The following is a 10,944-nucleotide window of genomic DNA, read 5'->3' on the forward strand; positions in this document are numbered from 1 at the left end:
GTTGATCTGTATTGCTGATGTGATACACTCGGGTCCAACCGGAGTTGGATTGGAGACAATGATGATTCGCGCTTCCTTTATTTTGCCTGCGCTGCTGATCAGCGCCGGAACGATAGCCGCGCCGATGACGGCTTCGTCGGCGGCGCTGGCGGCGGACGAGGTGAGCGCCGAAAAGGTCGCCGAAACCTATGCGGCGCTACTCGAAAGCGACTATGTGTATCCTGAAACAGGCAAGCGATACGCTGCCGCACTGCGCGCGGGTATTGCGGCGGGACGCTATGTCAGCCTGACCGGCGAAGCCTTGGGGCAGGCGATCGATCGGGATGTGAATGCGGTGTCGCCCGACGGACATTTGCGGTTGCGCGTGCCCGAAGCGGCCGCGGCCGCTAACGCCGTAGCAGGCGGGACGGTATCGACGCCACGCCCGCCGAAGGTGCCGGTCGAGCAGGCAGGGTGGATTGCGCCGGGGATTGCGTTCGTGCGCTTCAACGTCTTTCCGATGGATGCGGACGTGACCGCGCAGGCCGCGAAGTTCATGGCCGATCACGCCGATGCGAAGGCGATCATCTTTGACATCCGCACCCACAATGGCGGCGGGCTCGACCAGATGGATGTCATCTTTCCGTGGCTGTTCGACCAGGAAACGCGACTGGTGACGATGGCGACACGCGCGTCGGTCGATGCGCGTGGCGGGTCGCCGATTGCCGGGCTGCCGTCGATGCGGCCGGCCGAGGGCGACGCTGGCATGGTGACGCGCGAGCATTGGGCGACGCCGGGGGCCGATGCGCGGTTGCGCGATGCGAAAATCTATGTCCTGACGTCGGGCGCCAGCGCGTCGGCGGCCGAGCATTTTGCGCTGGCGATGAAGCATACGCGGCGCGGGACGCTGGTCGGCGCGCCGACCGCGGGCGCCAATCATTTCGGCCGCGGCGAAGAGCTGGGCGGGGGTTATCGCGCCTTCATCCCGGTCGGCCGGACCTATGATCCGGTCAGCGGCAAGGATTGGGAGGGCGACGGGGTGCAGCCCGATATCGCCATCGCGCCCGCCGAGGCGCTCGTGCGTGTGCTGACCGAACTTGGCGTGGCGCCAGACGAAGCCAAACGGCTGTCCGACGCGCATATGCCAAGCTGGCCAATGGAACGGCGGCGGCCCCGTATCGCGCGGTGACCGCCGCGACGCCCCTTACTTTCCGAGCGCGAAGCTGGTCGAAGACAGGAATTTCCAGCCGGTGGTGGTGCGCACCAGCGTTTCGACAATCGCTTCCTTGCCCCAGTCGGGTTTGTCGGTCCCCCGCTGGTTGACGATGGTCAGCGCGTAAGTGACCACCGCAGTATCGCCGCTCAGCGAGATCGACTGCGGGCTCAGTTCATATTGGATGACCTTGCCCTGGCTATTCTGAAACTTGGTCCAGCGCACTGCCGAATCCTTGCCGCGCGGCGCAGCAAATTCGGACGACCATACGACCATCTGTGGGTCGGCATAGTTGGCAGGCCATTTGCCGTTCTGCGCGACGTCGTCGACCCAGCTTTGCTGGACGACCTTCCACGCTTCGGTCTGTTCCGCCGACCAGGTCGGCATCTGGGCGCTGGCAAGCGGCGCCATCGCCATCACGAAAAGGGCCGCCGAAGCGGCATACAACTTGCTGTGCATGGTCTTTCCCCTGTTGTCGTCGGCCTCCGTTGAGGAGGAACGACTCGCTCGCAAACATGCGAGCCCGGTGCGGCCCAGGGGCAGGAGAGCATGATTGGGGCGATGTAGCAAATGGCGCGCAGGCGGGACTGAAATTGCTGTCCTTTTTGTACGTCAGGCTGCGGCCAGATCGGTCAGCGCGTCGCCATCGACGCGCATGACCGTCCATTCGTCCATCAGCTTGGCGCCGAGGTTTTGGTAAAAGCCGATCGCGGGGGTGTTCCAATCGAGCACGCTCCATTCCAGCCGCGCGCAGTCGCGTGTTACGCACAGCTGGGCCAGATGCGCGAGCAGCGCCTTGCCGAGCCCGGATCCGCGCGCCTCTGGATGGACGAAAAGATCTTCGAGATAGAGGCCGGGGCGTCCTTCGAAGGTCGAGAAATTGTGGAAGAACAGCGCAAAGCCCTGCGGCTCGCCGCCGAGTTCGCCGATTACCACCTCGGCATAAGGGCGCGGACCAAACAGCTTTTCGCCAAGCTTGGCTTCGTCGAAACGGACTTCGTGCGCCAGCTTTTCATAGACGGCGAGGTCGCGGATGAACTGCGCGATCAGCGGCAGGTCGGCAGGGGCGGCGGGGCGGATCGAGATAGTCATCGCGGCGCTGTGTCGCGGTCCGTCCGCGCTGTCAAACCGCAAGCTTGTGGAGCGCGCAGCTGTTGGCGAAGCCAAGGCCGCGCTTGAGCGCCGGATAAGCGGTGACGGTGGCGGCGGTCAGCGCCATTTCGAAGCGGACGGTGCGCCCGTAGAGCATTTCGACCTGCGCGCCATGCGCGTCGGCGGCGGGGTCGTGGCTGCCCACCGCGGCGCCAAAGGCAAAGGCTTCGGACAAGTCGGCGGGCGGGTCGCTGGCGAGCAGGCGGTTGACGATGGCGCGCGCGACGCCATCGCCGAGCGCCCCTTTGGCGGCGATCAGCGCGCAGGGGCCGCAATCGGCGGCGAGCGTCGCGCCGATCCGCGCGGCGTGGAAGGCATCGGCGGGCGCGGCGTGGCGGTGCGCGGTGACCGGCAGGAAATGCTGGAATTTTTCGGCGGCGTGGCCCGGCGCGGCGACGAGGTCGGGCAGATAGGGGCTGTTGCCGCCGGTCGCTTTGTCCGCGGCCCGTGCGAACAGGCGCGCAGGGATGCCCGCGGGGGCAATCCGCTGGCGCGCGAATAGGATGGTCAGCGCCACGATGACGAGCAGGGGGTGACCGAGCACCCCCGGCGCGTCGGCCCAAAACGTCGCGGGGCCGCAGATGCCCGCCAGCACGTCATAAATGTGCAGCAAGCCGTGCAGCGTCAGCCAGAGGCCGCCGACAACCGCGGCGCGCCAGCGCAGGATCGGATATCTGGCGGCGTAGAGCAGGATCAGCCCCGAGCCGACATAGGCCAGCCCGATGTCGCGGATGAAATGTGCGTTCGGCGGCCCGGTGGTGATCACGGTCGGATGAAGACATACCATGCGAGCGGATCGGTCAGCATAAAGCCGCCATTGGCTATAGCGCCGATGGCGGCGGTCAGCAGCAGCAGTTGGACGAGCCGGTCCAGCGCATCGAATTTGCCCAGCATTCCGGCTTCCCCTCGCTTGGTCTCGCGCGGCATTTAGGCGGCAGTGGCGACGGTGTAAAAAGCTAAGATGTACCGGTCACGGGTGCCTATTTCCCCTTGATCCCCGCCGCTTCCTCCAACTCGACCAGCGCATCCTCCAGATAATCGATCAGCCGCTGGACATGGGGGACGCTGCGGCGACAGGCGGTGATGCCAAAATCGATATTCTTGTTGTTGCTGACCTGGGTGATGTTCATCGCCATGCCGTCGACCGGGATGCTGGCGGGATACATGCCGTCGAGCCGCGCGCCGTTCCAGTACAGCTGCTCGCGCGGGCCGGGGACGTTCGAGATGGTCACGCTATACGCCGGGAATTTGTCGGCGGTGCGCGTCAGCGCGGTCAGCATCTGCGGCATTTGCGTGATCGCGGTATAGATCTGGATCTGCTGCGCGGTCATTTCGCGCAGCTGGGCCTTGGCCGCGTTCATCGACGCCTGGATCGTCGCCATCCGCGTCGCGGGATCGTCGATATGGGTTGCGAGGTTGGCGGTGACCGCCGCTACCGAGTTCGCGGCGTCGATGTCATCCTTCGGCCGGATCGACACCGGCGCCATGGCTTTGAGCGGTTTGTCGGGCAGCTCGTTCAGCGATTGCAGGTATTTGCGCATCGCCCCCGAACACATGCCGAGCACCGCGTCGTTGATCGTCCCGTCATACGCCTTGCCCATTGCCCGCACGCGTTCGAGCGACCAGCTTTGTGCGACGAAGCGCCGCGCGCCGGTGATGTTGCGATTGAAGCTGGTGCGCGGCACCGACCATGGCGTCGTCAGATCGCTGCCGCCCATGCCGAACATCGCGGCCGCATATTGGTTGAGCGCCTTGGTCACCCCGACGCTGTTACCCCATTGCTCCTTCAGGAAACTGCCGATGGCTTTCAGGTCGGTGAGGCTGGGCGGCGGCGGTTTTTTAGGCGCCGGGAACTTGCGCTTATACGCCTCATAAGCTTCGACCGACATTGGCGAATAGCTGCGCTTCTCCTTGGGATCGGCGCTGAGCATTGCGTTGGTGAAGTGCATCGATGATGCGCCGTCCATCAGCGCATGGTGGATCTTGAAATAGGTCGCGATCTGGCGATCAGGCAGCCCCGAGATCAGGGTGATTTCCCACATCGGCCGGGTGCGGTCGAGCAGGGTGCCGTGGAGGCGCGAGACCAGCTCGAACATCTCGCGATAGCGCCCGGGCTTGGGCAGCGCGGCGCTGCGGACATGATAGTGCATATCGATGTCGCGGTCGGGTTCGAGGCGGATCGGGCCAAATTGGCCGAGCGGGGTGAGTTTCAGCACCTCGCTGAACGGGCGGCGCAGCCCTTCGGACTGGCGCAGGTTGGCGAGTTGCTCGTTCAGCCACTCGGTCTCGTCGAACTTGTCGGGCAGGGTGTAGAGATTGACCCCGCCGACATGCATCGGCGTCTCGCGCGTTTCCGCGACGAGAAACATCGCGTCGGTCACCGGCATCAGGCGCATGGCGCGCTCCCCCTCATTCTGTTCTGCCGCGCAGCATGAGAGGGGGGCCGGGACGAGTCAAGCAACGCCCCGGCCTCCGGCATTGGGTCAGGATGCGATCGGCAAGGGGATGTGGACGGTCGCCCCCGGCCCCAGCGGCAGGTCGAGTGCGACCCAGCCCATCAGCAGCACAATCCCGCTGACCAGCAGCCCGATAGAATAGGGCAGCATCGTTGCGGCGAGGCTGCCCAGACCGAAATCGGGTTGCCAGCGCTGGCAGAAAATCAGGATCAGCGGGAAATAGACCATCAGCGGGGTAATGATGTTGGTCGCTCCGTCGCCGACGCGGTACGCCGCGGTGGTCATTTCGGCGCTGATCCCGAGCAGCATCAGCATCGGCACCAGCACCGGCGCGAGCAGCGCCCATTTGGCGCTTGCCGAGCCGATGAAGAGGTTGAGCGCAGCGGTGAGCAAGACGATCGCGGCGAGGAGGATCGGCGCAGGCAGGTTGGCGGAGCGCAAGCCGTCGGCGCCATGCACGGCGAGGATCAGTCCCAGGTTCGACCAGGCGAACATCGCGACAAAATGCGCCGCGGCAAAGGCGAGGACGAGATAATAGGCCATGTCGCCCATCGACTCGCTCATCATCTTGACCAGGTCGCGGTGGTTGCCGATCACTCCCGTTGCGCGGCCATAGGCCCAGCCCGCAAGCAGGAAGAGCAGGAAGAAAGCGGCAACCAGCGATCGGTAAAAGGGCGACAGCCGCGCTTCGGGCGGGCCGGCCTCGTCGATCAGCGGGGTGCCGGGTCCAAGGGTGAAGAACGCCCACAGGCCGATCACGAACAATATGGCGAACCCGGCGTGGCGCAGTCCCTTGCGCTCGGCATCGGTCAGCGCCCGATCGCGTTCGCCGGAGTCGCCTGTCGCTGCGGTTCCTGCGGGAACATAGGTGCCGAGCCGCGGCTCGATGATATGGTCGGTGACGTACCAGATGACCGGCAGGAAGATGAACAGCATCGCCGCGATGAAATACCAGTTGCCCGCGATATTCGGCTGCCAGGGGCCGAACACCGTTTCGACTGCCGCCTGGGTGATGCCGAACAGCAACGCGTCGAGCTGGCCGGGCAATAGATTCGCCGAAAAGCCGCCCGACACGCCCGCAAACGATGCCGCGATGCCCGCGACCGGATGGCGCCCTGCGGCGTGATAGATGACCGCGGCGAGCGGGATCAGCACGACATAGGCGGCATCGGCGGCCAGATTGCCCATCATCGCGACAAATGCGACCATCGGGGTCAGTAGCGTCGGCGACGCGCCGCGGACGCTGGCGCGCATCGCGGTGCCGAACAGACCGGTGCGTTCGGCGACGCCCGCGCCGAGCATTACGACAAGCACATAGCCGAGCGGGTGAAAATGGGTGAAGGTCGTCGGCATATCGACCCATAGCCGCGCGATATTTTCGGGGCTGAGCAGGCTGGTCGCCGCGATCACCTTTTGTCGACCGGTTTCGGGGTCGGTCTCGGTGGGATGTAGCGCCGACCAGCCGACTGCCGAGGCGATGACCGAAATGACGATGAGGATTCCGACCAACCAGAGAAACAGCACTACCGGGTCGGGCAGCCGGTTGCCCACGCGTTCGATCCAGCCTAGAAACCCTTTTTGCGGCACGGCGGCTCCGGCGGCGTTGTCAGTCATCCAGCATCCCTCTTCGATACTCTTGTTGTTCTTTCCCACCCGACTATAGCCGGTCCATGGCCAAGCTCTACTTCTATTATGCCAGCATGAACGCAGGCAAATCGACCACGCTGTTGCAGGCGGATTTCAACTATCGTGAGCGCGGAATGGAAACAATGCTGTGGACCGCGGCGCTCGACGATCGCTATGGCGCTGGGCAGGTGACGAGCCGCATCGGCCTGATCGCCCAGGCGCATAAATTTGATCCCGACAGCGATTTGTGGGCCGCGGTCAGTGCGGAGAATGCGGAACGTCCGCTCGCTTGTGTTCTGGTTGACGAGGCGCAGTTTCTGACCCGGGCGCAGGTGCTGGAGCTCGCGCGGCTGGCGGATGAAAGTGGCATTCCGGTGCTGTGTTATGGCCTGCGCACCGATTTTTCGGCCGAGCTGTTCCCCGGATCGGCGGCGCTGCTCGGCATCGCAGATGCGCTCGTCGAGTTGAAAGCCGTATGCGAATGCGGGCGCAAAGCGACGATGAACCTGCGGGTCGATGAGAATGGCCGTGCGGTGGTCGAGGGCGCGCAGACCGAGATCGGCGGCAACGACCGCTACGTTGCAATGTGCCGCCGACATTTTATGACCAAGCGGCGCGAGGCTGCCGAAGCGTTGCGGATGCCCTCCTGACCCCTGAGCAACGCTGAATTGCCGACCAGAATTCTTGTGGTTTTCGCGAAAGGATTTTCATGCGTAACATGCTGCTGCTGACTGCCGCTGCCCTGCTGGCCGCCGCGCCGGTCGAGGTCGCGTCGCAGCCAAAGCCCGAAGCGGTGCTGAAGACCAAGGCCTATGTATCGGCAGTCCAGATCCTCGATCGCGACCATGATCGGATGGTCGACGAAATCATCAAGCTGACCGAAATCCCGGCGCCGCCGTTCAAGGAAGCAGCGCGCGCCGAGGCCTATCGCGACATGTTGATAGATGCCGGGCTGGTGGACGTCGAAATCGATGCGGAAGGCAATGCGATGGGCATTTATCGCGGCACCGGCCCCGTCGGCGGCCCAGCGGTGATGATCGCCGCGCACCTGGACACCGTCTTTCCTCAAGGTACGCCGGTCAAGGTTCGTCGCGAAGGCACGCGTCTCCACGCCCCCGGGGTCGGCGACGACACCCGCAGCCTTGCAGTGCTGCTCGCCTATGCGCGCGCGATGCAGGAAATCGGGATCAAGGTGAAACAGGACATCATCTTCGTCGGCAATGTCGGCGAAGAAGGCCCGGGCGATTTGCGCGGTGTCCGCTACCTCCTGACCAAGGGCAAATATAAGGACCGGGTGAAGACCTTTGTCTCGATGGACGGGAGCGACCCGTCGCGCATCGTCACCAGCGGCGTCGGGTCGAAGCGCTATCGCGTCACCTTTAAGGGGCCGGGCGGGCACAGCTTCAGCGCGTTCGGGCTCGTGAATCCGATGGCGGCGATGAGCCAGACGATCGTCGATTTCTACAAGATCCCGGTCCCGGCGAAACCCAAGACGACCTATGCGGCCAGCGTTGCCGGCGGCGGCACATCGGTCAATTCGATCCCGAACGAGGTTTTCATCGAATTCGACATGCGGTCCGAAGATCCGAGCGAGCTTGCCAAGCTGGAGCAGGCCTTCCTCGCGGTTGTCAAAAAGGGCGTCGAAATCGAAAATGCGGCGCGCTCGGTCAAGGAAGGCGCGATCACCGCCGACATCAAACCGATCGGCGACCGACCTGCGGGCGAAACGGCGGCGACGCAACCGATCGTCCGCAACGCTCATGCGATCATTCACGCGCTCGGGCTTTCCCCGCGGTCCGCCTCCTCGTCGACCGATGCCAATTTGCCGATGAGCCTTGGCGTTCCGGCAGTGACGATCGGATCGGGCGGCGAGGGCGGACGCGCGCATGCGCTCGACGAATGGATCGACGTGGAGAAGACCAAAAGCGTGCATGGCGCCTCGGTTGGTCTGGGCATCCTGCTGGCGACCGCGGGCGTCAAATGATGCGCGATCGCCTGTATGTCAAGCTGGACGATGGCGATTTGCGGCTCGTCAAGCTGACCGAAGCGCACCGCGAGGCGCTGCGCTCGGTTTGCGCTGCCGATGCCGACATCTGGGCGATCTATTCGTCGAGCTTTGGTCCCGGTCATTTCGACCAGAGTTTTGACGCCCTGATCGGTGGCGAAGGCCGGATGGCCTACGCGATCTTTGATGGCGACCGGCTCGTGGGGATGACCGCGTGGCTCCGCCCCGACTGGTCGGCGCAGACGGTCGAGATCGGCAACAGCTATATTCACCCTGACATGCGCGGGACGGGGTTTAACCGGCGTGTGAAACGGCTGCTGATCGAGCACGCTTTTGCGGTCGGCATTCGCCGCATCGAATTTCGCATCGACGAACGCAACGCGCGCAGTCAGGCCGCCGTGGCGAAGCTTGGCTGCACCAAAGAGGCGACATTGCGGTCCGAGCGCATCACCTGGACCGACCATGTCCGCGACACTGCGCTGTGGTCGCTGATCGCGGGTGAGTGGCAAAAATAATCCTCCCCGTGGCGGACCCCATGGGGAGGGGGACCGCTCGCAAAACGAGTGGTGGAAGGGGTCACGACGGCAGCGCCAAAACCCCTCCGTCGGTGCTTCGCGCTGCCGCCTCCCCATCGCTGCGCGACAGGGAGGATCAGGGTCAGCGACCGTTCAGCCTTGACCTGCTAAGCGAGTCGCCATGAAGAATCTCGCTCTCTCCCTGGCCGCCGTCTTGCTTCCCCTTTCTGCAGCGGCGGCCAACGAGCCCGCCCCCAATTCTGCCGACGCGCCGCGCGAACTCGGGGTCGAAGCGAGCATCACTTTTCCGAGCGAGAGCTCGATCCGCAACTGGCAGGCCGATCGCGGCCGTGGCATCTGGATTCAGGATCGCCAGCGCGCCTGGTATTACGGCACCTTCGCCGGATATTGCCCTGATGTCGAGTTTGCGCAGGCGATTGGCGTCGAAACGCGCGGTGCCGGACGGCTCGACCGCTTTTCATCGATCGTGGTGCGTGGTGAGCGCTGCCCCTTGACTTCGTTCGTGACCTCCGCCGGGCCGCCGTCGCGGCGCGATAAATCGAAGGACATCATGGGCGAAAAGCCCGGCGCAAATTGACAGCCAGCCGTCCATGGCCGTAGCGGGCGCGGATGAACGGCTGGATCATTCTCGACAAACCTTTGGGGCTCGGCTCGACGCAGGCGGTCGGCGCCGTCAAGCGCGTGTGCCGCGAAGCCGGGCTGGGCAAGGTCAAGGTCGGCCATGGCGGGACGCTCGACCCGTTGGCATCGGGGGTGCTGCCAATCGCGCTGGGCGAGGCGACGAAGCTGTGCGGGCGGATGCTCGATGCGAGCAAGGTCTATGCGTTTACGATCGCGTTCGGGACCGAGACCGGCGGGCTTGATGCAGAGGGGGAGGTCGTCGCGAGCAGTCATGTGCGGCCGACGCTGGCTGAGGTTGAAGCGGTTCTGTCGCGCTTTACCGGGGCGATCGAGCAGGTGCCGCCTGCTTACTCGGCGATCAAGATCGACGGGCAGCGGGCTTATGATCTGGCGCGCAAGGGCGAGGCGGTTGAGATGAAGGCGCGGGGGGTAACGATTTTCTCGCTTCGTCATGTCGGGCTTGATCCAGCATCCATTGCGGCGCCGGCGGAATGGACCCCGGATCAAGTCCGGGGTGACGAGGATGGGGCGGAGCGGCTCGACTCCGTCACCCTCACCGCCCACGTCTCCAAAGGCACCTATATCCGCAGCCTCGCCCGCGACATCGCGCACGCCGTCGGCACCGTCGGCCACGTGACCATGCTCCGCCGCACAAAGGCCGGGCCGTTCGATCTGGAACAGGCGATTTCGCTGGACAAACTCAACGCATTCGGCCAAGGCGCCGCGCAATCAGAAGTCATTCTGCCGCTCGAGGCAGGGCTGGTCGACATCCCGGCTCTGAACCTTTCCCCGGAAGCGGCAGGGGCGATCCGTCAGGGTCGTGTCTGGACCGGGGTAGCTACGGATGACGGGCTCTATTGGGGACGGGACGATGACAATCGTCCGATCGCCCTGATCGAGGCTTTGGCGGGAACGCTGAAGGTCGTGCGCGGCTTCAATCTTTAAGCCATGATGTTCGAGGAAGATATCTATGTCGATTACCGCCGAGCGCAAAACCGAAGTCATCACCGAAAATGCCCGCAGCAAGGGCGACACCGGTTCGCCGGAAGTGCAGGTCGCGATCCTGACCGACCGCATCAATAACCTGACCGGTCATTTCAAGGCGAACCACAAGGACAATCACAGCCGCCGCGGCTTGCTGATGATGGTCAACAAGCGTCGCAGCCTCCTCGACTATCTGAAAAAGAAGGACGAGGGCCGCTATCAGGCACTGATCGCGAAGCTGGGTCTGCGTAAGTAAGAATTTCTGGCGGCCCCGGTTTTACGGGGCCGCTGTGATATTTGCTCCGCGCAAATTGGCCGGGCCACAGGGCCCCAACCCCCATAGGCGGGGCCGCCATAGGGGCCACACACGCC

At 64.3% G+C, this 10,944-nt stretch carries 13 protein-coding genes; 7 read left to right on the plus strand and 6 right to left on the minus strand.

The window, feature by feature from the left end:
- The first annotated feature begins 61 nt into the window (after nucleotides 1-61).
- Nucleotides 62-1,168: a S41 family peptidase gene (locus tag K0M74_RS12640; protein ID WP_293972820.1), complete on the plus strand. Its 1,107-nt coding sequence runs from the start codon at nucleotides 62-64 to the stop codon at nucleotides 1,166-1,168.
- Between the two features lie 15 nt (nucleotides 1,169-1,183).
- Here K0M74_RS12640 and K0M74_RS12645 read toward each other — a convergent pair whose 3' ends face one another.
- The 6 genes from K0M74_RS12645 to K0M74_RS12670 form a co-directional block, all read right to left on the minus strand.
- Nucleotides 1,184-1,651, minus strand: a complete 468-nt coding sequence (locus K0M74_RS12645; protein WP_293972823.1) for a nuclear transport factor 2 family protein — start codon at nucleotides 1,649-1,651, stop codon at nucleotides 1,184-1,186.
- A gap of 153 nt (nucleotides 1,652-1,804) precedes the next feature.
- A complete protein-coding gene (locus tag K0M74_RS12650) occupies nucleotides 1,805-2,284 on the minus strand; it encodes a GNAT family N-acetyltransferase (RefSeq protein WP_293972826.1) in 480 nt (159 codons plus the stop codon).
- 31 nt (nucleotides 2,285-2,315) lie between these two features.
- Entirely contained in the window at nucleotides 2,316-3,131 is an 816-nt protein-coding gene (locus K0M74_RS12655) for a hypothetical protein (RefSeq protein WP_293972829.1), read from the minus strand.
- Entirely contained in the window at nucleotides 3,107-3,238 is a 132-nt protein-coding gene (locus K0M74_RS12660; protein WP_293972832.1) for a hypothetical protein, read from the minus strand. The genes K0M74_RS12655 and K0M74_RS12660 overlap by 25 nt, the downstream gene beginning before the upstream one ends.
- Nucleotides 3,239-3,324: 86 nt before the next feature.
- The gene (locus tag K0M74_RS12665; RefSeq protein ID WP_293972835.1) at nucleotides 3,325-4,740 is read right to left on the minus strand and encodes a wax ester/triacylglycerol synthase family O-acyltransferase; all 1,416 of its coding nucleotides are present in this window, start codon (nucleotides 4,738-4,740) and stop codon (nucleotides 3,325-3,327) included.
- An 87-nt stretch (nucleotides 4,741-4,827) separates the two neighbouring features.
- Nucleotides 4,828-6,414, minus strand: coding sequence for an AbgT family transporter (locus K0M74_RS12670; RefSeq protein ID WP_293972838.1), 1,587 nt, complete (start codon nucleotides 6,412-6,414; stop codon nucleotides 4,828-4,830).
- 56 nt (nucleotides 6,415-6,470) lie between these two features.
- Between K0M74_RS12670 and K0M74_RS12675 the strand changes: the two genes are divergently transcribed.
- The 6 genes from K0M74_RS12675 (at nucleotide 6,471) to rpsO (ending at nucleotide 10,828) form a co-directional block, all read left to right on the plus strand.
- A complete protein-coding gene (locus K0M74_RS12675) occupies nucleotides 6,471-7,076 on the plus strand; it encodes a thymidine kinase (RefSeq protein WP_293972841.1) in 606 nt (201 codons plus the stop codon).
- Between the two features lie 59 nt (nucleotides 7,077-7,135).
- Nucleotides 7,136-8,410 carry a M20/M25/M40 family metallo-hydrolase gene (locus K0M74_RS12680; RefSeq protein ID WP_293972844.1) on the plus strand — a complete coding sequence of 425 codons (1,275 nt, stop codon included), beginning with the start codon at nucleotides 7,136-7,138 and terminating at the stop codon, nucleotides 8,408-8,410.
- The gene (locus K0M74_RS12685; protein ID WP_293972847.1) at nucleotides 8,410-8,946 is read left to right on the plus strand and encodes a GNAT family protein; all 537 of its coding nucleotides are present in this window, start codon (nucleotides 8,410-8,412) and stop codon (nucleotides 8,944-8,946) included. The genes K0M74_RS12680 and K0M74_RS12685 overlap by 1 nt, the downstream gene beginning before the upstream one ends.
- A 181-nt stretch (nucleotides 8,947-9,127) precedes the next feature.
- The gene (locus tag K0M74_RS12690) at nucleotides 9,128-9,544 is read left to right on the plus strand and encodes a DUF6491 family protein (RefSeq protein WP_293972850.1); all 417 of its coding nucleotides are present in this window, start codon (nucleotides 9,128-9,130) and stop codon (nucleotides 9,542-9,544) included.
- A 32-nt stretch (nucleotides 9,545-9,576) separates the two neighbouring features.
- A complete protein-coding gene (gene truB / locus K0M74_RS12695; protein ID WP_293972853.1) occupies nucleotides 9,577-10,533 on the plus strand; it encodes a tRNA pseudouridine(55) synthase TruB in 957 nt (318 codons plus the stop codon).
- 25 nt (nucleotides 10,534-10,558) lie between these two features.
- Entirely contained in the window at nucleotides 10,559-10,828 is a 270-nt protein-coding gene (gene rpsO / locus K0M74_RS12700) for a 30S ribosomal protein S15 (RefSeq protein ID WP_088440451.1), read from the plus strand.
- The last annotated feature ends 116 nt before the right edge of the window (nucleotides 10,829-10,944 follow it).

The sequence above is a fragment of the Sphingopyxis sp. genome (assembly GCF_019459305.1).
Lineage (GTDB): Bacteria > Pseudomonadota > Alphaproteobacteria > Sphingomonadales > Sphingomonadaceae > Sphingopyxis.

Coding starts and splice junctions, on each gene's coding strand:
- K0M74_RS12640 (WP_293972820.1), top strand. CDS start 62: ATGATTCGCGCTTCCTTTATTTTGCCTGCGCTGCTGATCAGCGCCGGA.
- K0M74_RS12680 (WP_293972844.1), top strand. CDS start 7,136: ATGCGTAACATGCTGCTGCTGACTGCCGCTGCCCTGCTGGCCGCCGCG.
- K0M74_RS12655 (WP_293972829.1), bottom strand. CDS start 3,131: ATGGTATGTCTTCATCCGACCGTGATCACCACCGGGCCGCCGAACGCA.
- K0M74_RS12690 (WP_293972850.1), top strand. CDS start 9,128: ATGAAGAATCTCGCTCTCTCCCTGGCCGCCGTCTTGCTTCCCCTTTCT.
- K0M74_RS12685 (WP_293972847.1), top strand. CDS start 8,410: ATGCGCGATCGCCTGTATGTCAAGCTGGACGATGGCGATTTGCGGCTC.
- K0M74_RS12645 (WP_293972823.1), bottom strand. CDS start 1,651: ATGCACAGCAAGTTGTATGCCGCTTCGGCGGCCCTTTTCGTGATGGCG.
- K0M74_RS12675 (WP_293972841.1), top strand. CDS start 6,471: ATGGCCAAGCTCTACTTCTATTATGCCAGCATGAACGCAGGCAAATCG.
- K0M74_RS12660 (WP_293972832.1), bottom strand. CDS start 3,238: ATGCTGGGCAAATTCGATGCGCTGGACCGGCTCGTCCAACTGCTGCTG.
- K0M74_RS12665 (WP_293972835.1), bottom strand. CDS start 4,740: ATGCGCCTGATGCCGGTGACCGACGCGATGTTTCTCGTCGCGGAAACG.
- rpsO (WP_088440451.1), top strand. CDS start 10,559: ATGTCGATTACCGCCGAGCGCAAAACCGAAGTCATCACCGAAAATGCC.
- truB (WP_293972853.1), top strand. CDS start 9,577: ATGAACGGCTGGATCATTCTCGACAAACCTTTGGGGCTCGGCTCGACG.
- K0M74_RS12650 (WP_293972826.1), bottom strand. CDS start 2,284: ATGACTATCTCGATCCGCCCCGCCGCCCCTGCCGACCTGCCGCTGATC.
- K0M74_RS12670 (WP_293972838.1), bottom strand. CDS start 6,414: ATGACTGACAACGCCGCCGGAGCCGCCGTGCCGCAAAAAGGGTTTCTA.